Source organism: Micromonospora maris AB-18-032, assembly GCF_000204155.1.
Lineage (GTDB): Bacteria > Actinomycetota > Actinomycetes > Mycobacteriales > Micromonosporaceae > Micromonospora > Micromonospora gifhornensis.
The window spans coordinates 5,309,854-5,332,542 of the sequence record NC_015434.1 but is presented as its reverse complement, the minus strand read 5'-3'; the positions used below and the strand labels follow the sequence as shown (position 1 = coordinate 5,332,542).

Here is a 22,689-nt window from a genome sequence, read left to right as displayed (position 1 = left end):
GAACTGGAGAACGTCCATGCTCGAGAACGAGCCCGAGGGCGGCGAACGGACCGGTGTGAACCCGGCCGCCGAGCCCACCACCGTCGACGCGGCGAGCGAGGCCGGCGGCACCGCCACGCCGCAGGAGACCACTGCCACCGGAGCGGGTGCCTCCCCGTCGCAGGAGGCCACCGACACGGTGAGTGGTACGGCCGACCTGGCGGGCGTGCCCACCGGCGAGACACCGCCGCGGCGGCGGACCACCCGACGGCGCGCCACCCCGGTCAGCCAGCCCGAACAGACCGACGCTCCGGTGGACGCGCAGAGCACGCCGGCCGTGGGCAGTGCGGAAGCCCCGCAGGCGGAGGTCCTGGCCCCGGTCTCCGGTGACCTCGAGGCGGCACCCAAGACCACACGGCGACGCCGCAAGGCCACCACCGCGGCGAAGAGCACCGAGGAGCCCGTGGCCGCGGCCGAGGTCGAAGCGGCCGCCGGTGACGTCGTACCGCCGGTCAAGGTGACCCGTACCCGGCGGCGGAAGGCCACGCCCGCGGTGGTCGAGCCGGCCGTCGAGACCCCGGCGGAGATGCCGAGCGCCGAAGAGCCGGCGGCGGCCGAACCCGCCGCCGGAACCGACTTCGGAGCCGCAGCCGTTCCGGCCGAGAGCGCTGCCCCCGCACCTGACGAGTCCACCGAAGAGGTCGAGCCGACGGCGCCGACGCCGGCTGCGGGCGCGGCGGCCGAGCCGGCACCGGGCGCGGTGCCGCCACCGGTGACGCAGGTGCCACCGGCGCCGGAGCCGGTCGCGGAGCCGGAGCCCAGGTCGCGCCGCCGCCGGGCCGCGCTCACCGCGCCGACGGTGCTGTTCATGGCTCCCGAGGAGATCACCGCGGCCCGTATCGCCGCCGCCGCGGCGGCGGCCGAGGAGGAGGTCGCCGAGGAACCGGTCGAACCCTCCCGCCGCCGACGGCGTAGCCGGCGCGAGCCCGAACCGGTCGTGACGGTCGAGGCCGACGAGGAACCCGCCGTCGAGGAGGTCGAGGAGACCGCCGACGAGGACGAGGACGAGGAGACCGCCAGCGCACGGCGTCGCCGTCGGCGTGGTCGCCGGGGCCGGGGACGCGGCAAGGGTGGCGCGGAAGAGGCCGAGGACGGCGAGGACGCCGAGGCCGAGGCCGAGACTGAGACCGCCGAGGCGGGGGAGACCGAGGCCGAGGCCGAGACCGACGAGAACGGCGACGACACCGAGGGCGACGGGTTGACCCGTCGGCGTCGGCGGCGTCGTCGGCGGGGTGCCGGTGACACCGAGGGCGCCGCCGATGACGGCGTGCCGACCGTGGTGAAGATCCGGGAGCCCCGTCGTACGGTCGACGAGGTGCAGGGCGTCTCCGGCTCGACCCGGCTGGAGGCCAAGCGGCAGCGCCGTCGGGACGGTCGTGAGCAGCGCCGTACCCGCCCGCCGATCCTCAGCGAGTCCGAGTTCCTGGCGCGCCGGGAAGCCGTCGACCGGGTGATGGCGGTACGCCAGCGCGGCGACCGCACCCAGATCGCGGTGCTCGAGGACGGTGTGCTTGTCGAGCACTACGTCACCCGCAGTTCCACCGGCACCATGGCCGGCAACGTCTACCTCGGCAAGGTGCAGAACGTGCTGCCCAGCATGGAGGCGGCGTTCGTCGATATCGGTCGCGGTCGCAACGCGGTGCTGTACGCCGGAGAGGTCAACTGGGACACCAGCGGCCTGGAGGGCCGGGCCCGCTCGATCGAGCAGGCCCTCAAGTCCGGCGACTCGGTGCTGGTGCAGGTCACCAAGGACCCGATTGGGCACAAGGGCGCCCGGCTGACCAGCCACGTCGCGCTGTCGGGCCGGCACCTGGTGTACGTGCCCGGTGGCAACGCCTCCGGGATCAGCCGCAAGCTGCCCGACACCGAGCGCAAGCGCCTGCGTGACGTGCTGAAGAAGCTGGTGCCCGACGGCGCCGGTGTGATCGTCCGGACCGCGGCCGAGGGGGCCAGCGAGGACGAGTTGGCCCGCGACGTCAAGCGGCTCCAGGCGCAGTGGGAGGACATCCAGGCCAAGGCCGCCGAGGGCGGCGCGCCGGTGCTGCTCTACGAGGAGCCTGACCTGGTCATCCGGGTGGTCCGGGACCTGTTCAACGAGGACTTCCGTGAGCTGGTGATCGAGGGCGACCAGTCGTACGACATGGTCGAGTCGTACCTGTCGCACGTCTCGCCGGACCTGCTCGCCCGGCTGCGTCGGCACGTGGGCACCACTGACGTCTTCGCCGAGTACCGCATCGACGAGCAGATCCTCAAGGGGCTCGACCGCAAGGTCTTCCTGCCCTCCGGCGGTCACCTGGTCATCGACCGGACCGAGGCGATGACCGTGGTCGATGTGAACACCGGCAAGTACACAGGTGCCGGCGGCAACCTGGAGGAGACGGTCACCCGCAACAACCTGGAGGCGGCCGAGGAGATCGTCCGTCAGCTGCGGCTGCGCGACATCGGCGGCATCGTGGTGATCGACTTCATCGACATGGTGCTGGAGTCGAACCGGGAACTGGTGTTGCGCCGGTTGACCGAGTGCCTGGGCCGGGACCGTACCAAGCACCAGGTCACCGAGATCACTTCGCTGGGCCTCGTGCAGATGACCCGTAAGCGGATCGGCGCCGGTCTGCTGGAGGCGTTCAGCGAGACCTGCGAGTGCTGCAAGGGCCGGGGCCTGGTCATCCACACCGAGCCGGTGCCGGAGAAGCCCCGCTCCGGTGGCGCGGAGAAGGTCAAGGCGGTCGCCTCGGCTGCTGCGCCGACGACGGAGCAGCCGACCGCCTCGTCCCGGCGTCGGGCTCGTAAGAGCGCTGCCGAGCGGACCGTCGTGGAGGTCGCCGAGGTCGACGACACGAGCAGCGCCGACGCCGACTACCACGACACCATGGGCTACGACCTGTCGCGCTACGAGGCGGAGACCCCGGCCACGCCGGACATCGCCGACAGCCAGCAGGGTGAGTCGGCGCGGCTGGCCGCGCCGGACGACCCGGATGCGCTCGCCGAGGACGACGAGGACGACAGCGGCTCCGGTCGCCGTCGCTCCCGCCGGGCCGGTGCTCGGCGCCGTACCCGGCCCTGACCTGAGCACAGTCGTGGTGGCCCCTCCCTGCGGTGACGTCCGCGAGGAGGGGCTGCTGCGGGTCGGCGGTCGGGCCGGGCCCGGCGTGGGGCGGGGGCGGTTTGGGGCGCGGGGCAGGCATGGCGTACGCTTGCCTGCGGCGCACCCTTGTGTGCCGAGTTCTCGCGTGCCCGCGCCGCCGTGCCTCTGCTACCCGGCGAGCCGCCGCGGGGACGACCGACCGGCAACGGTGGGTAAAGACGCTAGCAGCCTCAACGACAGGGAGTGCGCCTCCGATGTACGCGATCGTCAAGACCGGCGGCAAGCAGTACAAGGTCGCCGAAGGCGACGTGATCGAGGTCGAGAAGCTCGTCGGTGCTCCCGGCGACGCGGTGAAGCTCGCCGCGGTGCTCCTCGTCGACGGTGACGACCTGGTGACCGACGCGGCCAAGCTCGCGCAGGTCGAGGTGTCCGGCGAGATCGCCGCACACACCAAGGGCCCGAAGATCCGGATCCACAAGTTCAAGAACAAGACCGGCTACCACAAGCGCCAGGGTCACCGCCAGCCGCTGACCCAGGTCAAGGTGACCGGCATCTCCAGCGGGAAGTAGGTCGTCTCAAGATGGCTCACAAAAAGGGTGCGTCCAGCTCGCGTAACGGCCGGGACTCCGCGGCCCAGCGGCTCGGCGTGAAGCGCTTCGGTGGTCAGGTCGTCAGCGCGGGCGAGATCATCGTCCGGCAGCGCGGCACCAAGTTCCACCCCGGTGACCTGGTCGGCCGCGGCGGCGACGACACGCTCTTCGCGCTGGCCGCCGGTGCGGTCCAGTTCGGCAGCAAGCGCGGTCGCAAGACCGTCAGCATCGTGCCGCAGCAGTAACTCTCCGGCGTGAGCGGGCCGTGGACCTGATGTCCCGGCCCGCTTCGCCTTTTCAGATGCGGGGCTGCTCCCCGCTGGAAGGATTGCGGCGTGACGATGTTCGTTGACCGGGTCGTCCTGCACCTGCAGGCCGGCGACGGTGGGCACGGCTGTGTCTCGATCCACCGGGAGAAGTTCAAGCCGTTCGGCGGCCCCGACGGGGGTAACGGCGGGCACGGCGGCAGCGTCTCCCTGGTGGTCGACCCGCAGGTGCACACGCTGCTCGACTTCCACTTCCGCCCGCACATCAAGGCGCAGAACGGTCGCGGGGGTGCCGGTTCCAACCGGGACGGCGCCAACGGCGCGGACCTGGTCCTCACCGTGCCCGACGGGACGGTCGTGCAGACCATGGACGGCACCGTGCTCGCCGACATGGTGGGTGCCGGCACCACCTTCGAGGTGGCCCGGGGTGGTCGTGGCGGCCGGGGCAACGCCTCGCTGGCCAACGCCCGCCGCAAGGCCCCCGGTTTCGCCGAGCTGGGCGAGCCGGGTGAGCACCTGGATGTGGTGCTGGAACTCAAGAGCGTCGCCGACGTCGGCCTGGTGGGTTTCCCGTCGGCCGGCAAGTCGTCGCTGATCTCGGTGATCTCCGCAGCCAAGCCGAAGATCGCCGACTACCCGTTCACCACCCTGGTGCCGAACCTCGGTGTGGTCCGGGTCGACAACCACACCTTCACCGTGGCCGACGTACCCGGCCTGATCCCCGGCGCGGCCACCGGCAAGGGCCTCGGGCTGGAGTTCCTCCGGCACATCGAGCGGTGCGCCGTGCTGGTGCACGTCATCGACACCGCGACCCTGGAGCCGGGTCGGGACCCGTTGGCCGACATCGACACCATTGAGGCGGAACTCGCGGAGTACGGCGGTCTGGCCGATCGACCCCGACTGGTCGCGTTGAACAAGATCGACGTGCCCGACGGGCGGGACCTGGCCGACATCGTCCGGCCCGACCTTGAGGCGCGCGGGCTGCGGGTCTACGAGGTGTCCGCGGCCACCCGGGAAGGGCTCAAGGAGCTCACCTACGCGATGGCGGAGCTGGTGGAGCAGTCGCGTGCTGCGGCGCCGCCGGCCGAGCCGACCCGGATCGTGCTCCGACCGAAGGCGGTCGACGACGCCGGCTTCACCATCGAGGCGGAGCCGGACGGCTCGTACACCGTACGGGGTGTCCGACCCGAGCGGTGGGTGCGCCAGACGAACTTCGACAACGACGAGGCGGTGGGCTACCTCGCCGACCGGCTGGCCCGACTCGGTGTCGAGGACCAGTTGGCCAGGGCGGGCGCCCAACCGGGCGACCTGGTCCGCATCGGTGAGCGGGAGTTCGACTGGCAGCCGACCCTCTACGCGGGTGCCGAGTTCACGCCCGGGACCCGGGGACGTGACATCCGGCTGGAGGAGAAGTCGACCCGGGCGAGCGCGGCCGAACGGCTGGCGGCCCGCAAGGCTCGCCGGCAGCGGCCCGCCGACGAGGTGGAGGCGGCACCCGAGGCTACGGCGGCCATCGAGGCTAGGGCGGCCATCGAGGCGGACGACGCCGAGTAGGCCGGCGGCCGCCGCTGCGAAAGATCAGGGGCGGTCGAGGGGATCATCGAGCCGACCGCCGGTGCCGACGTTGTTGGACAGCAACAGGCCCAGGGCCAGCATGCCGAACCCGAGCCCGAGGTGCAGGAAGTCGTCCGCGCTGTTGACCGGGATGAAGTTGGCGCTGCTGTCGTCCTCGGTCGCCCACCCGTACAGCCACAGGGCCAGGTAGACGGCCCCGCCGGCGGTCAGGAAGATCCGCGCGCCGGCCAGCCGGCGGGCCAGCAGCAGGCCGATCAGGCCGAAGCCGAGATGCAGCAGGTTGTGCAGGATCGAGACCTGGAACAGGCCGAGCAGCTTCGCCCCGGAGTGGTGCCCGGCGAAGGTCATGTCGCCGTAGCCGGTGGTGATGCCGGGGATGAAGCCTGCCACGCCGAGGACCAGGAAGAGGGCTGCCACGGCCAGGGCGGCGAGTTGGACGCGGCTACGTCCGGGCCGACCGCGGCGTGCGTGATGCGCCATTGATGTCACCCCTGTGGATCTGGATACGCGCGCGGCCGAGGGGGCGGCGAGGCTGGGCACCGTGCCGGGCGATCTCGCTGGCCCGTTGGTCCTCCATTGTCGTAAGCCCGGCGGTGCTCCCGCAGCGAAACGACCAATCAGACACGACCCGGCACCTGGCGACTGGAAGCGCCTGACGTGTCGTTTCGTCGGCCGCGGTCCGGGTAGCGCTCGGGGTGGACGGTTCAACGCCGGACGTCCGAGTGGAGGAGACATGACGACAAGCAACGGCGCGAGGTGGGCGCTGCTCGGCGCCGCCACCGTGACCGCGATCGGCGTCGGCCGGGCGGTGGCCCGGCGGCGACATCGGCACCAGCCTGTCAAGCAGGACGGCTGGTACGTGGTGCGGCGCGGGGTGACGATCGACCGGCCGGTCGAGGCGGTCATCGGCTTCTGGACCGACCAGGAACGGCTCGACCGTGCCCTGGCCGAGTGGGCGACCCTGGAACGGATCGACGACGAACACTGGCGGTGCGTGGCGCTCGACGACTCGGGCGCAGGCGTCGAGTGGCGGGCCGAGATCACCGTCACCGGTCCGGGCCGGTTGAGCTGGCAGGTCACCGACGGGCCCGAACAGCAGGGCACGGTGAAGTTGGTGACCGCACCGCAGGGCCGGGGCACCGAGATCCGGGCCGAGTTGCGGTACCGCTCCGGTCCGCTGCGCCGGGCCCTCGGCCTCGCCGGTGACCACGAGCCGGACCTGCGACTGCGCGACACGCTGCGCCGGGTGAAGTCGCTGATCGAGTGCGGTCAGATCATCGAAACCCGACGTGACCCGTCCGGTCGTGGCCGGATGCAGGAGCGCGCCACCGACAAGGTGCGTGAGCGGCTGTCGGCGGGAGGACGGGCATGAGGGCGCTGTGCTGGGAAGGAGTCGGCAAGCTGAAGGTGCGCGACGTGCCGGAGCCGACGGTACGCGCGGACGGGGACATCATCGTCAAGGTGCGGGCCAGCAGCGTCTGCGGCTCCGACCTGCACCTGATCAACGGGTTCCTGCCCGCCATGCGGGAGGGGGACATTCTCGGCCACGAGTTCATGGGCGAGGTGGTGGAGACCGGGCCGGGCGTACGACGCATCGCTGTCGGCGACCGGGTGGTGGTCGGCTCGGTGGTGGCCTGCGGCGGCTGCTGGTACTGCCGGACCGAGCAGTACTCGTTGTGCGACAACTCCAACCCGCAGCCGGTGTTCACCGAGAAGCTGTGGGGCCATTCACCGGCCGGCATCCTCGGCTACTCGCACGCCGCCGGCGGCTACTCCGGCAGCCACGCCGAGTACGTCCGGGTGCCGTTCGGTGACATCGGTGCCTTCAAGGTGCCCGACGGCGTACCGGACGACTCCGTGGTCTTCGCCTCCGACGCGCTGCCCACCGGTTGGATGGCCGCGGACTTCTGTGGCCTGACCGGCGGCGAGGTGGTCGCGGTGTGGGGTGCCGGGGGAGTAGGTCAGATGGCCGCCCGCGCCGCTCAGTTGCTCGGCGCCGAACGGGTCATCATGGTGGACCGGCTGCCGGAACGGCTGTCCACCGCCGCCGACCGGCTCGGCGTGGAGACGGTCAACTATGCCGAGACCGACGTGCTGGAGGCGCTGCGTGAGATGACTGCCGGCCGTGGACCGGACGCCTGCATCGAGGCGGTCGGCATGGAGGCGCACGACGTCGGCCCGGCGTACGCGTACGACCGGGCGAAGCAGGCCACCCGGACGCAGCTGGACCGGCCGACGTCGGTCCGGCAGGCCATCCTGGCGGCACGCAAGGGCGGCACGGTCAGCATCGTCGGCGTCTACGCGGGTTTCGTGGACAAGTTCCCGCTGGGTGCGGCGATGAACAAGGCCCTGGTGCTGCGGATGGGGCAGATGCACGCCCAGCGGTACATCCCGATGCTGCTGGAGCGGCTCGCCGCCGGGGAGATCGACCCCGCTTACCTGGCCACCCATCCGATGTCGCTGGAGGAGGGCGCCCGCGGCTACGAGATTTTCGAGAAGAAGCAGGACGGGTGCCTGCGGACGGTGTTGCACCCGGCCTGAGGCCTGACGCGCCGGGGCTGCGGCCCCGGCGTCACCAGGTGGACCGTTGTCGATTCGGCGGTGTGGGCCAGCTGGCCCCTCCCGCGAGCAGACGTTCCTGGTTGACTGCGGTCAGCGTCGGCGGCGCCGCCCACCCGGGCGGTGCGCACCGCGTCGGCCGGCCAAGCTTGCGGCAGAGCGTCGGCGGGGCGGGGTGCGGCAGGTGGGCCGGCGGGCACGCGGGGGAGGACGCATGCGGGACAACAGGCCGCCACACTGGCGACGGTGGATGGCCGGGGCGCTGTGTGGTGGCGGCGACCCACCCCTGATCGGGCCGCCCCGACGGGTGGTCCGGCCGGATCGGTTCTTCACCGCGCACCTCGGCTTCACCGCGCCTGATCTGGCGACCGCACGGGAAACGGCGGTCGGATACGCGGAGGCGCTGAGCGTGTTGCGGGCCGAGGTGGCGCTCGGCGCGTCCGCGGTGTCCCCGGCCGAGGACTGGCGGCGGGCCGAGCGGCTGTTCTGCGGGGCGGTCGGCCCCGACGGCGAGCGCTGCGTCGACGTCGCCGGTCACCCGGGGTTCCATCACGCGCCGGGGCCCGGTGGGCTGGGTTGGGGTGATGGCGATGTCGTCTGAGGGATCGCCCCGGTCCGGCACGGCGGGGTCGGGCCCGCCGACCGGGGCGGTGGGTCCCGCCGGTCAGTCGAGGTCGAACTCACCGTCCTGGGCGCCCGCGACGAAGGCGTCCCACTCGGCCTGGGTGAACACCAGCACCGGGCCGTCCGGCTCGGCGGAGTTGCGCATGCCGATCAGGTCGTCGACGAAGGCGACCTCCACGGCGGCCTCGGAGGTGTCCCCCTCGGCACGCTGCCAGACCGCCCGGGAGAGGTCGAAGTCGCCCTTGGGGTGCGTTGTCATGGTCCAGTCCTCCAGCGTCGGTGGGTGGGGGCGCTCCATGCGACCCCATCCGGCAGGATAAGCGGATGCCGAGCCTGAGCCGTGCAGAGTCGACCGCGCGTGGCGCGTCGATCGCCGTCGAGTCGTACCACGTGGATCTCGACCTGACCGGGGGCGGCGAGCGGTTCCGGTCGCAGGTCACGATCCGGTTCACCGCCACCGGCACCGAGACCTTCGCCGAGGTCAAGCCCGCGAAACTGCTGGCCGTACGCCTCAACGGCGTCGACCTCGACCCGGCCGGGCTGGACGACAACCGGCTGGCCCTGACCGGGTTGGCCGAGGAGAACACGCTGACCGTCGAGGCGGAGATGGCGTACACCAACACCGGCGAAGGGCTGCACCGGTTCGTCGACCCGGCCGACGGGGAGACCTACCTCTACGCCATGTCCTTCCTGGACGACGTGCAGCGCATCTTCGCCGCCTTCGACCAGCCCGACCTGAAGGCCCCGGTGACTCTCTCGGTCACCGCACCGCCACACTGGACGGTCGCGGCAAACGCCGAACTGGCCGCCCAGCCCGGGCCGGGGCGTTGGGAGTTCGCCCCCACCCTGCCGATCTCGACGTACCTGTTCAGCCTGATCGCCGGGCCCTGGCACGTCCGCCGCGACGAGCACGACGGCGTTCCGCTCGGCATCTACTGCCGGCGTTCCCTGGCCGAGCACCTGGACGCCGACGCCGAGGAGATCTTCACCGTCACCAGGCAGTGCCTCGACCGGTTCCACCAGCTGTTCGACGAGCGCTACCCGTTCGGCAAGTACGACCAGGCGTTCGTGCCGGAGTTCAACGCGGGTGCCATGGAGAATCCCGGGCTGGTCACCTTCCGCGACGACTACGTCTTCCGATCCGCGGTCACCGACACGCAGCGCGAGCTGCGGGCCACCACCATCGCCCACGAGATGGCCCACATGTGGTTCGGCAACCTGGTCACCATGCGGTGGTGGGACGACCTGTGGCTCAACGAGTCGTTTGCGGAATACCTCGGCACCCGGGTCACCGCCGAGGCGACCCGGTTCGACCAGGCATGGACGACGTTCGCCATGCGCCGCAAGGCGTGGGGGTACGCGGCGGACCAGCGTCCCTCGACCCATCCGGTGGCTCCGGACGAGCTGTCCGACGCGGCAGAGGCGCTGCTCAACTTCGACGGCATCTCGTACGCCAAGGGTGCCAGTGTGCTGCGGCAACTGGTGGCGTGGCTGGGCGACGAGCCCTTCCTGGCCGGGCTGAACGACCACTTCTCCCGCCACCGGTTCGGCAACGCCACCCTGGCCGATCTCCTCGCCAGCCTCGGCTCGGCGAGCGGGCGGGACCTGGCCGGTTGGGCGCAGGCGTGGTTGCGTGCCGCCCAGGTCAACACGTTGCGGGCCGAGGTGGCCCTGGACGCCGACGGCCGGTACCGGGAGGTGGCGGTCCTGCAGACCGCGCCGCCGGCGCATCCGGTGCTGCGTCCGCACCGCATCGGCGTGGGGCGGTACGCCGTCGACGGCAGCGCCGACCGCTTCGAGGTCGACCTGGATCCGAGCACCGACGGTGGCCGGACGGTGCTCGACCGGTTGACCGGTGAGCCGGCGTCGGCCGTCCTGCTGCCCAACGACGGCGACCTCACCTTCGCCAAGATCCGTCTCGATTCCGCCTCGGTCGATGCGGTGCCGCTGCTGCTTCCCCGGCTGGCCGATCCGTTGGCCCGCGCTCTGCTGTGGGGCGAGGCGCTGGACGCGGCGACCGACGGTGAGCGGCCGGTCATGGCGGTGGTGGAGCTGATCGGACAGGCGCTGCCCACCGAGACCGAGGTGATCATCACCGAGGACGTGCTGGCCCTGAGCCGTTCGCTTGTCGACCGTTACCTCGATCCGTCGATGCGGCCGACCGCCCTGGCGGTGATCGACGAAGCCTGCCGCCGGATGCTCGACACCGCTCCCGCCGGCGGGTCCATGCAGCTGGCCGCGGCGCGGGGCCGGATCGCCGCGACCATCGACGCCGCCCTGCTCACCGGCTGGCTCGGCGGCCGAGGTGTCCCGGACGGCCTGGCGATCGACACCGAGTTGCGTTGGAAGATCCTCGGTCGGCTGGTGGTGCTCGGTGCGGCGGGTGCGGCCGAGATCGAGGCGGAGGCGACGGCCGACCGGAGCGCGGCAGGTGCCGAGCATGCCGCGCGGTACCGAGCCGCGCTGCCGGATCCGGCGGCCAAACAGGCCGCATGGCAGATGATCGTGGCCGACACCACGGTCTCCAACCGGCTGATCGAGGCGACCGCAGCCGGCTTCTGGCAGCCCGAGCAGGCCGAGCTGACCGCCGAGTACGTGCCGCGCTACTTCGCCGACATGCCGGCCATGGCGCGGCTGCGTACGCCCTGGGTGGCCGACGAGGTGGCGAAGCTTGCCTTCCCCCGCTACGCGGTGGCGCAGCCCACCCGGGAGGCGGCCGCGGCGCTGCTGTCCCGGGACGACCTCACGCCCGGCCTGCGCCGGGTGATCACCGACGCCGACGACGACCTGCGCCGTGCCCTGGTCGCGCGGACGGCGGTGGCTGCCACGACTGCCTGATCTGCGTGGCGGGACGTGAGCTCTCCGTCATGCCCGGCCTGAAATGAGGTCGGCTCGGACTACGATCATGGGGTGACGGAAGACAACCGGCGGATCGGGATCATGGGCGGCACGTTCGATCCGATCCATCACGGGCACCTGGTGGCCGCCAGTGAGGTCGCGGACCGGTTCGGGCTGGACGAAGTGATTTTCGTGCCGACCGGCGAACCGTGGCAGAAGGCGGATCTTCCGGTCAGCTCGGCCGAGGACCGTTACCTCATGACCGTGGTCGCCACCGCCTCCAATCCACGCTTTCAGGTCAGTCGGGTGGACATCGACCGTGGCGGCCCGACCTACACCGTCGACACGCTGCGGGACCTGCACGCGATGTACGGCCCCAAGGCGCAGCTGTTCTTCATCACCGGCGCGGACGCGCTGGAACGCATCCTGAGCTGGAAGAACCTTGACGAGATCTTCGAACTCGCCCACTTCATCGGGGTGACCCGACCGGGATTCGCATTGTCCGACGCTCACCTGCCCGCCGACACGGTCAGCCTGGTCCAGGTGCCGGCGATGGCGATATCCTCCACCGATTGTCGGGCGCGGGTCGCCCGCGGTGAGCCGGTCTGGTATCTGGTGCCGGACGGTGTGGTGCAGTACATCGCAAAGCGGCGTCTCTATCAGCAGTGATACGTCCACTTATGCGATAGATAATGCCGATTCCGGGCTGAAGCTGGCGGGTCGCACTCGCGGGCCGTGTGAGAGGCTTGGGTATCGCACGGTTGATCGAAGGAGAACGGTGACAGTTTCCGAGCGCGCTCACGAGCTGGCGATCGCCGCAGCCCAGGCGGCGGCGGACAAGAAGGCTCAGGACATCGTCATCATCGACGTGGGTGACCAGCTCGCCATCACCGACGCGTTCGTGCTCGCCGCGGCGTCGAACGAGCGGCAGGTGCTGGCCATCGTCGACGCCATCGAGGAAGCCCTGCTCAACCTGCCGGAGAAGGCAAAGCCGATTCGGCGCGAGGGCGAGCGCGGCGGGCGCTGGGTGCTGCTCGACTACGTCGACATCGTGGTGCACGTCCAGCACACCGAGGAGCGCGAGTTCTACGCCCTCGATCGGCTCTGGAAGGACTGCCCGACCATCCCGTTCGTCGACCGGGACCTGGCTCGCGTCGAGGCCGCCGCCGGATCGGGCGAGTGACCCGGCTGCTCATCTGGCGGCACGGCAACACCGACTGGAACGCCGCCAGCCGGGTGCAGGGGCAGACCGACATCCCCCTCAACGATCTCGGCCGTGAGCAGGCCCGCGAGGCCGCGCCGTTGCTCGCGGCACTGCGTCCGGACGCGATCGTCGCCAGCGACCTGAGCCGCGCGGCGGACACCGCCGCCGCGCTGGCCGCGCTCACCGGCCTGCCGGTACGCTCCGACGCCCGGCTGCGGGAACGCCACTTCGGCCGCTGGCAGGGGCTGCTGCTCGCCGAGGTCGCCGCACAGTTCCCCGACGAGTATGCCCGTTGGCGAGCCGGTGACCCGGCACCCGGCGCGGACGTCGAACCCCTCGACGAGTTGGGCAAGCGGATGGGCGCTGCCCTGCACGAGATCGCCGACGAGATGGCCGGTGGCACGATCGTCGTCGCGACCCACGGCGGCGCGGCACGGCAGGGCTGCGGGCAACTACTGGGCTGGGATCAGTCCGTGCTGCGTGCCGTCGGCTCCCTACGCAACTGCCACTGGACCGAACTGCACCACCACCCCGAACAGGGCTGGCACCTGCGCGCCCACAACGTAGGCCGCATCACCACACCCCCCACCGAACCCGTCTGAACCACGCCGCCCCCGGCTGGGTAGTTGATCAAGAAGTTTGCGTCGTGGTCGCGTTGTTCGGTGACGCAAACCTCTTGGTCAACCAGATGGTTCGGGGCCCAGGGTGGGTTTGGGGGTTGAACCGGTGGGGGTGGTGGCAGGGGTGATCCGCTACGGTGCCGGCATGCCCGTCGCGGTCGTGACCGACTCCACCACCTATCTGCCACCCGAACTGGTGCTGGCGCACCGACTGACCGTGGTGCCGCTGACCGTGGTGCTCAACGGCGTCGAAGGGCTGGAGGGAGTGCAGGTCTTTCCCGCCGACGCCACCCGGGCCCTGAGCGCGCGACGGATCTCGGTGAGCACCTCCCGCCCGTCACCCGAACAGTTCACCCGCACCTACCGCAGCCTGCTGGAGGCCGGCGCGGAAGGGATCGTCTCGGTGCATCTGTCGGCCGCGCTCTCCGGCACCGTCGAGGCCGCCGAGTTGGCGGCGGCCCAGTTCGGCGGGCAGGTGACGGTGGTGGACAGCCGATCCTGCGGCATGGGCCTCGGCTTTGCGAACCTCGCCGCGGCCCGGGCCGCCGCCCAGGGCGCCGACCTGGCAGGCGTACGCGCCGCGGCCGTCGACGCGGCGGGGCGTACCGCCACCTTCTTCTACGTCGACACGCTGGAGTTGCTGCGCCGAGGCGGCCGGATCAACGCGGCCGAGGCACTGCTCGGCACGGCACTGTCGGTCAAACCGATCCTGCACATGCCCGACGGCGGCATCGTGCTGAAGGACAAGGTGCGTACCGCCAGCCGAGGGGTGGCGCGCCTGGTCGACCTGGCCGTCGAGGCGGCCGGCGACGCACAGGTGGATCTCGCCGTGCACCACCTCGCCGCGCCGCAACGCGCCGAGGATCTGCTCGGTGCGCTGACGGCTCGGCTCGGCGACCGACTGCACGACACGTACGTCACCGAGGCCGGTGCGGCCGTCGCCGCCCACGTCGGCCCCGGGCTGGCCTGCGTGGTGATCCACCGACGACCGTGAAGCGTGAGCGAGGTGGCGGATGTCCTGTGTGGTGACCGGCGGCGGGCGGGGGATCGGGCGGGGGATCGTCGAGCACCTGCTCGCCGGCGGTGAGACCGTGGTGGTGATCGAGCGGGACGCCGACGTGGTGTCCTGGGTTTCCCGACATCCCCACGCGGACCGCCTGACCGCCGTGGTGGGCGACGCCGCCGACGAGGCGGTCACAGGCCGGGCCGCCGACCTGGCGGAACGGCACCAGCCGCTCACCGGGTGGGTGAACAACGCCGCGGTGTTCCGGGACGCCTCCGTACATGACGCCCCGGTGGGCGAGGTGCTCGACCTGATCACGCGCAACCTGCGGCCTGCCGTGGTCGGGGCGGCCACCGCCGTACGGCGTTTCCTCGCCGCCGCGACGCCCGGCGCCATCGTGAACGTCTCGTCCCACCAGGCGAGCCGTCCGGTGCCGGGCTGCCTGCCGTACGCCACCGCGAAGGCCGCCGTGGAAGGACTGACCCGGGCGCTCGCGGTCGAGTACGGCCGGTACGGCGTCCGGGCCAACGCGGTCGCGCTGGGTTCGGTGACGACCGAGCGGCACGAGGCGTTCCTCGCCGGCCAGGACGCCGGTGAGGTGCAGCGGATCGAGGCCGAGTTGGCCCGGCTGCACCCGGTGGGCCGGATCGGACAGCCGCAGGATGTGGCGAGTGCGGTGGCATACCTGCTGTCGCCGGCCGCCGGCTTCGTCAACGGCGTGATCCTGCCGGTCGACGGTGGGCGCAGCGTGCTCGGCCTCGACCCGGAGTCGGCCTAGCACATCGAGGGCATGATCAGGGCGTTGTCCACAGGGCGCTGGTTGTCCACAGCGAAGCGTTCGGGACCAACGGGCGCCGTCCCGATCGTCCTAGCCTCGCGCGGTGTCCAACGACGAGGAGACGGCGGTACGGGCGCGCCTGTGGCGACTCATGCCCGGCGCGGCCGAACGCGCTGCTGACGTACCGGCGGTTCCCGGCGCACCTGCGGCCGAGCCGGAATCCGAGGACTCAGGCCTGCCCGAGTTCTCCCTGCGCGACCCTCGTCCGGCGTCGGTGACGGCCTCCACGCCGCTGGATTGGCCGACGGTACCGCTACCCGTCCGCCCCACCACCGTCGGCCGGAACCCCCTCCCGCCGACCGTGGGCGGGCCGACCGTGGCCGGGCCTGCCCGATTGGCGGGGCCGGGGTGGGCTGACGTGGAGCCGTCGGTCGAGCCGCCTGTGGACGGACCTTCTATGGCCGGGTCGGGCCGGTTGGCGGGGCCGGGGTGGAGCGATGTGGAGCCGTCGGTCGGGCCGGGGTCGGCTGATCCGGGGCCGTCGGTCGGGCCGGAGTCGTCCGATTCGCAGTCCGGGCCCGACGCGGCCGAGGTCGTGTCGGCGTCGCGGTTGCCGGGGCCGGGGGCGTTCGATCCGGGTCGGCGGGGGGTTCGGGCGCTGGCCGTGGTGGCGGTCCTGGTGGTGCTCGGTGCCGCCGGCTGGACCTGGCGATCCCGACCCCAGGTCGAACCGGTGAGCGCGGTGACCGGTGCCCCCACGACGGTCCCGTCCGGCAACCGGGGAAACGAGCCGGGAGACGAGGGGGCCGACGGGGCGACCGGCGAGGTGGTGGTCGCGGTGGCGGGCAAGGTCCGGCGTCCCGGGCTGGTGCGACTGCCGGCCGGTGCGCGGGTCGCCGATGCCGTCGAGGCGGCCGGCGGAGCGTTGCCCGGAGTGGACGTGGCCATGCTCAACCCGGCCCGCAAGGTCGCCGACGGCGAGTTGATCCTGGTTGGCGTGGCGGCGGCCACCCCGGCGGTGGGGGCTGCGCCAGGTGCCGGCCCGGCGGCGGGCGCGGACCCGGGTGGGCGGCTCAACCTCAACACTGCGAGTCAGTCCCAACTGGAAACACTGCCCGGCGTCGGGCCGGTGCTGGCCCGACGCATCATCGAGCACCGCGACGAGCATGGCGGCTTCCGGTCCGTCAGCGACCTGCGCCAGGTCAACGGCATCGGCGACGCACGGTACGAGGAACTCAAAGACCTGGTGACGGTGTGACGACGGACGGGGCACCCACATCCCGGCGTACCTCGGCGCCGGCCGGGCTGGTGCGCTCGGGCGACGGCACCTTCGGAGCGGCCGGGGCGATCGCCGGCCTGGACGGTGCCCAGATCCCCGATCTCCGGCTGGCCGGGCTGGCCGTGGCAGCGTGGCTGACCGCCCTGGCGGGGCTGCACGTCGACGCCGGGCGGGCGCTGCTGGTGGCCGCCGTCGCGGCCGGTCTGGCCGTGCTGGTGGCACTGCACCTGATCGGGGTGGCAGGCCGTCCCGGCACGATCGCACGCCGCTACGGCTGGATCGTGGTCTCGGTACTGATCGGCGTGGTCTGCGGCGGCGCCGCGACCTCGGCCCGGTTGGCCGTACGCGACGCCGAACCGATCCGCGCACTTGTCGACGACCGGGCACAGGTCACCGCCGAACTGGTCGTCCGGGACGATCCACGACCGGTACGCGGCGGCATCGTGGGCCGCCCGCCCACCCTGCTGGTACGGGCCAAACTGGTGAACGTCACCGGCCCGGCGGGGCAGCGGGTGGCCGTACCGGCCCGCGTGCTGGTGCTCACCGATGATCCGGCCTGGCGGCAACTGCTGCCCGGGCAACGGCTCACCGCCGAGGGGCGGCTGACCGAACCGCGCGGTGGTGACCTGACCGCCGCCGTACTGCTCGCCGCCGGCCCGCCGGACCGGCTCGGGGCACCCTCGGCGCTGCAGCGGGCCGCCGGTCGGCTGCGTGCCGGTCTGCAGCAGGCGTGTGCGTCGTTGCCGGACGAGCCCGGTGGCCTGCTGCCCGGGCTGGTGGTCGGCGACACGAGCCGGCTGCCCGACGCGGTCGAGGAGGACTTCCGCGCCACGGGAATGACGCATCTCAATGCGGTATCCGGTTCCAATGTCGCGATCATCGCCGGGGCGGTGTTGCTGGTGGCCCGCTGGGCGCGAGCCGGCCCCACCCTGGCCGCCGTGCTCTGCGGGCTGGCTCTGGTGGGCTTCGTGATCCTGGTGCGTCCCTCGCCGAGTGTGGTTCGGGCAGCCACCATGGGTGCGATCGGGCTCGCCGCGCTGGCCGCCGGCCGCCCCCGAGCGGCGGTACCGGCGCTGGCCGCTGCCGTGGCGGTGCTGGTGCTGGTCGACCCGGATCTGGCCGGGGATCCCGGCTTTGCGTTGTCGGTGATGGCCACCGGTGGTCTGTTGCTGCTCGCGCCACGGTGGCGTGACGGGCTGCGGCGGCGGGGCGTACCTCCGGGGGCGGCCGAGGCGCTGGCGGTGCCGGCTGCCGCGCAGTTGGCCTGTTCACCGGTGATCGCCGGTCTGTCGGGCACCGTCAGCCTGGTCGCGGTGCCGGCGAACCTCCTCGTGGTGCCGGCGATCGCCCCGGCCACCGTGCTCGGTGTGGTGGCCGCGACGGTGTCGCCGGTCTGGCCGTTCGGCGCCGAGATGGCTGCCTGGTTGGCGCACTGGCCGGCGTGGTGGTTGGTGCTGGTCGCCCGGTACGGCGCACGCATGCCGATGGGGAACCTGCCCTGGCCGGGCGGGGTGACCGGGGCGCTGCTGCTGGCGGCGCTGACCGTGGCCCTGTTGGTCGCCGCCCGGCGGCCGGTGGTGCGCCGCCTGGTCGCGGTGGGCACGGTCGCCGTGATGCTCGGCACCGTGCCGGTGCGGGTGATCGCGCCGGGCTGGCCGCCGAAGGGCTGGGTCATCGCGGTCTGCGCTGTCGGTCAGGGTGACACGGTGGTGTTGCCGGTGGCGCCCGGGCGGGCGGTCGTCGTCGACACCGGCCCGGATCCGGGGGCGGCGGACGCCTGCCTGCGCCGGCTCGACGTGCGCAGGGTGCCGTTGCTGGTGGTCAGCCACTTCCACGCCGACCACACCGCGGGGGTGGCGGGGGTGTTCCGGGGGCGGCGGGTCGACCTGGTGTCGACTCCGCAGTGGCCGGAGCCGGCAACCGGGCGGAACCAGGTCCACGACACCGCCGCCACCCACGGCACCCGGGTGGTGCCTGTTGCCGCCGGATGGCGGTACCAGGCCGGGGCGGTCGACCTTTTCGTCGTCGGCCCGCCCTACCCGATGCGGGGAACCCGGTCGGATCCGAACAACAACTCGCTGGTGTTGCTCGCCACGGTGGCGGGGGTGCGGATCATGCTCACCGGCGACGCGGAGACCGAGGAGCAGCAGGCACTGCGGGAACGGTTGCCCGCACACCGGCTGCGGGCCGACGTGCTGAAGGTTGCCCACCATGGCAGCGCCTTCCAGGACGCAGCCTTCCTGGACGCGATCGCACCGGCGGTCGCTCTGGTGCCGGTGGGTGCGGGCAACACCTACGGGCATCCGAGCGACGCGCTGCTGGCCCGGTTGTCCCGAGGCGGGGCGCGGGTGCTGCGTACCGACGTCGACGGGGACGTGGCGGTGGTGCTCGACGCGTCCGGGCTGGCAGTGGTGCTGGGCGGTGTCGATCTGAGCCGGTCCACCTCGTGAAGCAGGTTCACTACCGACCAGGAAATAGACCCCAATTTTATGGAGATTGGCGGCAAATTAGATATATGTCTGGATTTGCGCTGTGTGCGGGGTCTGCCCGTGCGGTGCGGCCGACCGGACTGGACCGGGCCGCTGAGCGTGCGAATATGGGCGGCGTGACCGCCGCCAGTGCCGCTCCTATTGTGCTCGTCCTCGGTGACGAGGAGCTGCTCGCCACGCGTGCGGTGGCCGAAACCGTCGCCGCCGCCCGGGCCGCCGACCCGGACGTCGATGTCCGCGAATACCAGGCTGGTCAGCTCAGCGTCGGCGAGATCGACGAGATGCTCAGCCCGTCGCTGTTCGGTGGTCGCCGGGTGCTGGTGCTGCGTTCCGGTCAGGACGCCCGCAAGGACCTGGTCGCGGCCCTGCTGGCGTACGCGAAGCATCCCGACCCGGACGTGCAGCTGATCGTGCAGCATCTCGGTGCGGCCAAGGGCAAGGCGTTCGCCGACGGGCTGAAGGCGGCCGGTGCCCACATCATGCCGGCAGCCAAGCTGAAGGGGCACCGTGACCGGGTGGCCTTCGTCCGGGACGAGTTCCGCCGGGCCGGCGGGCGGTGCACCGACGACGCCGCCGAGGCGTTGATCGCCGCGGTCGGCAACGACCTGCGGGAGCTCGCTGCGGCCTGCGCACAGCTGATCGCCGACACCGACGGTCGGATCGGCGCCGACACCGTGGCCCGCTACTACCGGGGCCGGGTGGAGGTGAGTGGCTTCACCGTGGCCGACGCCACCATGGTCGGTGACCTGCCGGGTGCGCTGGAGGCGCTGCGGTGGGCCCTGCACGTCGGAGTGGACCCGGTGCCGATCGCCGACGCGCTCGCCGACGGGATCCGGACAGTCGCCCGGGTCGCCTCCGCCGGGAGGGGCAGCCCGTACCAGTTGGCGAGCAGCCTGGGCATGCCGCCGTGGAAGGTCGAACGGGCCCAGCGGCAGGCACGTGGCTGGACGCCCGAGGGGCTGGTTCAGGCGATGCAGGCGGCGGCCGAGTGCAACGCGGCGGTCAAGGGCGGCTCGGACGACCGGGCGTACGCGCTGGAACGGGCCGTCTTCTCAGTGGCCGCCGCGCGGCGGGACGGCAGCAGATGAGCGGAGCCTCCCGTGGCTCGTGGGCCACGATCCCGGCGGACGAGCAGCGGTACCGCCCGTTCTACGCCCGGGCGCTGAGGCTGCGTTTCGTCAATCCGGGTGGGGTGCTCTGCTTCCTGTTCTTCGAGGGTGCGATCGCGTTGGCGACCCTGCTCGTCCTCGCCGAACTGGTCAAGTGGTGGGCGATCGTGGTGCTGCCGACGGCGGTGGCCGTCATGGTCAAGCTCAACGACCTGGTGGCCGCGGTGGTGGTCCGTTCGGCGGCCGCCGTGCCCGAGCAGGAACGCGACCGGTTCCGGCGGCAGATGGAACCGGTCGTGGGGCGGGCCCAGGTCGACTGGCTGCCGCACAGCGTGCCCGGTGTGGTGGTCCGGGTCGGGCCGGCGGACGGCGTCGAGCCGACCAGCGACACCGGGGCAGCGTCCGGCCGGTCAGCAGGCAGGCGAGAGTAAGCCCCGGCCGGTCGACGGGGTGGAAGAGAGCAAGCCGCAGCCAGTCGGCGGGTGGACGACGAGAGCGGTAGACGACGAGAGTAAGCCCCAGGGCAGTGCCCCGGGGCTTACGTCAGGTCAGCGGTCGCTGGCTCAGGAGGCGAGCGACGCCACGCGCTTGGCGATCGCCGACTTACGGTTCGCCGCCTGGTTGGCGTGGATGACGCCCTTGCTGGCCGCCTTGTCCAGCTTGCGGGAGGCCTCCTGCATGAGCACGGTGGCCTTCTCGGTGTCACCGGCCTCAGCAGCCTCGTGGAACTTGCGGATGGCGGTCTTCAGCGACGACTTGACCGACTTGTTACGCAGCCGGCGCTTCTCGTTCTGCCGGTTGCGCTTGATCTGGGACTTGATGTTCGCCACGCGACAGCCTCGTCTTGATAGCTCGGGTTGGTCAGCTTGTGCGCGCGACGAGCATGCGTCATCGCTGCGCGAAGAGCCAGGTTACCAGGTCGGCTCGGACGAGCCAAAACGGCACCCGACCAGTCAGGTCCACGCCTGGCGGCGGGCCAACCAGGCCAGGGCCTGCTCGCCGGTCCACCGCTGGTGGGCGGGTAGCTGGGCCGACGCCGTCGGTGGGGGCGAGGCGGCGGCCGTCAGGTGGTAGCCGGCCAGGGCGGCCAGCGTCACGTCCAGCGCGTCGGCCGGCGCGTCGGCGGCGGCCGGGTGGGTGGCGAAACGGCTGTCCACGTCCAGGCCGCTGGCGTACCCGGTGATCAGTAGTCCGGCCAGGTCGAACCAGGCCGGCCCGTGACACAGCCAGGTCCAGTCGCAGAACCAGGCGGTCGCGTCAGTGCCGATCAGGATGTTGTCCACCCGCAGGTCACCATGGGTCAGACCGGTCGCCTCGGCGGCGTACCCGGGCAGTTTCGACTCCAGCGCGACCAGTTCGGCCAGCCGGCCCGCCACCGGTGCGGGTAGCGGCGGTGTCGGTTCCCGGCCGGCGGCCACCTCACCCCACCAGAGGATGTCCTCGCGGGCCAGGTCGGCGAGGCGGGGCAGCCCGAGTTCGGCGAGGTCGGCCGGCGGCTCGGCGAGCGCGGCGGCGATGTCGACGAACCCGGCGAGCGTGGCGTCCAACTCCGCCGGATCCCACGGCAGCCGGGGTGTGTGCCCGTCGACCGGGTCCAGGCAGAGCGCGTACCAGCCCGCCTCCCACAGCGTCCAGCGCAGTCGCGGAACGGGCAGCCCGGCGGGTAGCCGGGTGAGGATCGCGGCCTCCCGGGCGTACCAGTCGACCAGGTGTGGCTGCTCGGCGTGGGCCGCGGCCTTGACGAACGCGCTGCCGCCGTCGGCGGTGCGCAGCACTGCGGCGAAACCCCGGGTGAAGCCGGCGGTGGCGACCCGGGCCTCGACCACCGGCGCGCCGAGGCGGGCCGACAACGCGGCCCGGACCGCCGCCGGCAGGGCCGCCCAGCCGGGCCGCTGGGCGGTGGCGTGGTACGACACGGGCGACGCAGGCGGGTTGCTCACCCCACCATGCTGCCCGGTGGCAGCGCCACCGCGCGCCCGGCTGCCGAGGGGCACGGCGCGACCGGCCAGCGCGTCCGGGGAGCGACCACGCAAGGGCGACCATCACCGCGCGTGCCGTGCGGTGGTGGTCGCGGCGTCTGCCAGACTGCCAGGCCATGAGGACCGACGAGTTCTGGCAGTTGATCGACAGCGCCCGGTCCGGTGGGGGAGAGCCGGACGCCATCGCCGCTCGGGCGGTCGCGCTGCTCGCCGCCCGCGATCCCGAGGAGATCATCGGGTACGCCCGCCACCAGCGGCGTGTCCTCACCGCCTCCTATCGGGTCGACCTCTGGGGTGCGGCGTACCTGATCAACGGCGGTGCCTCCGACGACGGCTTCGAGTACTTCCGGGGCTGGCTGATGACCCAGGGCCGGGAGGTCTTCGCCCGTGCGGTGGCCGGTCCGGACTCGCTGGCCGACCTGCCGCGCGTGCGGTCCGCCTCGCTCAGCGGCGAGGAGTTCGAGTGCGAGGACATGCTGGCGGTGCCGTGGGACGCGTACCGCAAGGCGACCGCGACCGAACTCCCCACCGACCGGGAATCGCCGCCGGTGCCCGACCTGAACGACTTCTGGGACTTCGACGACGCCGACGAGGCCCGGCGTCGGTTGCCCAAGCTCGCGGCCCTCTTCGTGGAGCCGCCGCAGGAGTGACG

Annotated in this window: 22 protein-coding genes; 18 read left to right on the top strand and 4 right to left on the bottom strand. The window is 72.2% G+C overall.

What is annotated here, in order from left to right; translation table 11 throughout:
- The first annotated feature begins 16 nt into the window (after positions 1–16).
- The 4 genes from VAB18032_RS23505 to obgE all read left to right on the top strand — a co-directional run bounded on the left by VAB18032_RS23505 (position 17) and on the right by obgE (position 5,534).
- Positions 17–3,103, top strand: coding sequence for an Rne/Rng family ribonuclease (locus VAB18032_RS23505; RefSeq protein ID WP_013735423.1), 3,087 nt, complete (start codon positions 17–19; stop codon positions 3,101–3,103).
- Positions 3,104–3,378: 275 nt separating this feature from the next.
- Positions 3,379–3,693, top strand: a complete 315-nt coding sequence (gene rplU / locus VAB18032_RS23500; protein ID WP_013735422.1) for a 50S ribosomal protein L21 — start codon at positions 3,379–3,381, stop codon at positions 3,691–3,693.
- A gap of 11 nt (positions 3,694–3,704) precedes the next feature.
- Positions 3,705–3,959 carry a 50S ribosomal protein L27 gene (gene rpmA, locus VAB18032_RS23495; protein ID WP_013735421.1) on the top strand — a complete coding sequence of 85 codons (255 nt, stop codon included), beginning with the start codon at positions 3,705–3,707 and terminating at the stop codon, positions 3,957–3,959.
- Between the two features lie 90 nt (positions 3,960–4,049).
- A complete protein-coding gene (gene obgE / locus VAB18032_RS23490) occupies positions 4,050–5,534 on the top strand; it encodes a GTPase ObgE (RefSeq protein ID WP_013735420.1) in 1,485 nt (494 codons plus the stop codon).
- A gap of 24 nt (positions 5,535–5,558) precedes the next feature.
- On the opposite strand, the gene VAB18032_RS23485 is transcribed toward obgE, so the two are convergent.
- A complete protein-coding gene (locus VAB18032_RS23485) occupies positions 5,559–6,035 on the bottom strand; it encodes a DUF4383 domain-containing protein (protein WP_013735419.1) in 477 nt (158 codons plus the stop codon).
- A gap of 253 nt (positions 6,036–6,288) precedes the next feature.
- Between VAB18032_RS23485 and VAB18032_RS23480 the strand changes: the two genes are divergently transcribed.
- The 3 genes from VAB18032_RS23480 (at position 6,289) to VAB18032_RS23470 (ending at position 8,715) form a co-directional block, all read left to right on the top strand.
- Positions 6,289–6,927 (top strand): SRPBCC family protein, encoded by a 639-nt coding sequence (locus tag VAB18032_RS23480; protein WP_013735418.1) that lies wholly within the window; start codon positions 6,289–6,291, stop codon positions 6,925–6,927.
- On the top strand, positions 6,924–8,096 hold the full coding sequence (locus VAB18032_RS23475; RefSeq protein ID WP_013735417.1) for a zinc-dependent alcohol dehydrogenase: 1,173 nt from the start codon (positions 6,924–6,926) through the stop codon (positions 8,094–8,096). The genes VAB18032_RS23480 and VAB18032_RS23475 overlap by 4 nt, the downstream gene beginning before the upstream one ends.
- 232 nt (positions 8,097–8,328) lie before the next feature.
- Entirely contained in the window at positions 8,329–8,715 is a 387-nt protein-coding gene (locus tag VAB18032_RS23470) for a hypothetical protein (protein WP_013735416.1), read from the top strand.
- Between the two features lie 63 nt (positions 8,716–8,778).
- Here the strand turns inward: VAB18032_RS23470 and VAB18032_RS23465 are convergent, their stop codons facing one another.
- A complete protein-coding gene (locus VAB18032_RS23465; protein WP_012014682.1) occupies positions 8,779–8,997 on the bottom strand; it encodes a DUF397 domain-containing protein in 219 nt (72 codons plus the stop codon).
- 65 nt (positions 8,998–9,062) lie between these two features.
- Here VAB18032_RS23465 and pepN point away from each other — a divergent pair, with 65 nt between their 5' ends.
- The 10 genes from pepN to VAB18032_RS23415 all read left to right on the top strand — a co-directional run bounded on the left by pepN (position 9,063) and on the right by VAB18032_RS23415 (position 20,489).
- On the top strand, positions 9,063–11,576 hold the full coding sequence (pepN, locus tag VAB18032_RS23460) for an aminopeptidase N (RefSeq protein ID WP_013735415.1): 2,514 nt from the start codon (positions 9,063–9,065) through the stop codon (positions 11,574–11,576).
- Between the two features lie 72 nt (positions 11,577–11,648).
- Positions 11,649–12,245, top strand: coding sequence for a nicotinate-nucleotide adenylyltransferase (gene nadD, locus VAB18032_RS23455; protein ID WP_043721701.1), 597 nt, complete (start codon positions 11,649–11,651; stop codon positions 12,243–12,245).
- Positions 12,246–12,354: 109 nt separating this feature from the next.
- Entirely contained in the window at positions 12,355–12,759 is a 405-nt protein-coding gene (rsfS, locus tag VAB18032_RS23450) for a ribosome silencing factor (protein WP_013735413.1), read from the top strand.
- Entirely contained in the window at positions 12,756–13,382 is a 627-nt protein-coding gene (locus tag VAB18032_RS23445; RefSeq protein WP_013735412.1) for a histidine phosphatase family protein, read from the top strand. The genes rsfS and VAB18032_RS23445 overlap by 4 nt, the downstream gene beginning before the upstream one ends.
- A gap of 163 nt (positions 13,383–13,545) precedes the next feature.
- Positions 13,546–14,394, top strand: coding sequence for a DegV family protein (locus tag VAB18032_RS23440; RefSeq protein WP_043725501.1), 849 nt, complete (start codon positions 13,546–13,548; stop codon positions 14,392–14,394).
- A 19-nt stretch (positions 14,395–14,413) separates the two neighbouring features.
- Entirely contained in the window at positions 14,414–15,181 is a 768-nt protein-coding gene (locus VAB18032_RS23435) for an SDR family NAD(P)-dependent oxidoreductase (protein ID WP_013735410.1), read from the top strand.
- Between the two features lie 457 nt (positions 15,182–15,638).
- Positions 15,639–16,439 carry a ComEA family DNA-binding protein gene (locus VAB18032_RS23430; RefSeq protein ID WP_081476193.1) on the top strand — a complete coding sequence of 267 codons (801 nt, stop codon included), beginning with the start codon at positions 15,639–15,641 and terminating at the stop codon, positions 16,437–16,439.
- Positions 16,440–16,552: 113 nt separating this feature from the next.
- Positions 16,553–18,910 (top strand): ComEC/Rec2 family competence protein, encoded by a 2,358-nt coding sequence (locus VAB18032_RS23425; protein ID WP_043725497.1) that lies wholly within the window; start codon positions 16,553–16,555, stop codon positions 18,908–18,910.
- Positions 18,911–19,056: 146 nt separating this feature from the next.
- Entirely contained in the window at positions 19,057–20,037 is a 981-nt protein-coding gene (gene holA / locus VAB18032_RS23420) for a DNA polymerase III subunit delta (RefSeq protein WP_043721697.1), read from the top strand.
- Entirely contained in the window at positions 20,034–20,489 is a 456-nt protein-coding gene (locus tag VAB18032_RS23415) for a hypothetical protein (protein ID WP_013735406.1), read from the top strand. The genes holA and VAB18032_RS23415 overlap by 4 nt, the downstream gene beginning before the upstream one ends.
- Positions 20,490–20,621: 132 nt before the next feature.
- Here the strand turns inward: VAB18032_RS23415 and rpsT are convergent, their stop codons facing one another.
- Positions 20,622–20,888: a 30S ribosomal protein S20 gene (gene rpsT, locus VAB18032_RS23410; protein ID WP_013735405.1), complete on the bottom strand. Its 267-nt coding sequence runs from the start codon at positions 20,886–20,888 to the stop codon at positions 20,622–20,624.
- A 123-nt stretch (positions 20,889–21,011) separates the two neighbouring features.
- Positions 21,012–21,998 carry a phosphotransferase family protein gene (locus tag VAB18032_RS23405; protein ID WP_148272337.1) on the bottom strand — a complete coding sequence of 329 codons (987 nt, stop codon included), beginning with the start codon at positions 21,996–21,998 and terminating at the stop codon, positions 21,012–21,014.
- Positions 21,999–22,153: 155 nt separating this feature from the next.
- Here VAB18032_RS23405 and VAB18032_RS23400 point away from each other — a divergent pair, with 155 nt between their 5' ends.
- Positions 22,154–22,687, top strand: a complete 534-nt coding sequence (locus VAB18032_RS23400) for a DUF4240 domain-containing protein (RefSeq protein WP_013735403.1) — start codon at positions 22,154–22,156, stop codon at positions 22,685–22,687.
- The last annotated feature ends 2 nt before the right edge of the window (positions 22,688–22,689 follow it).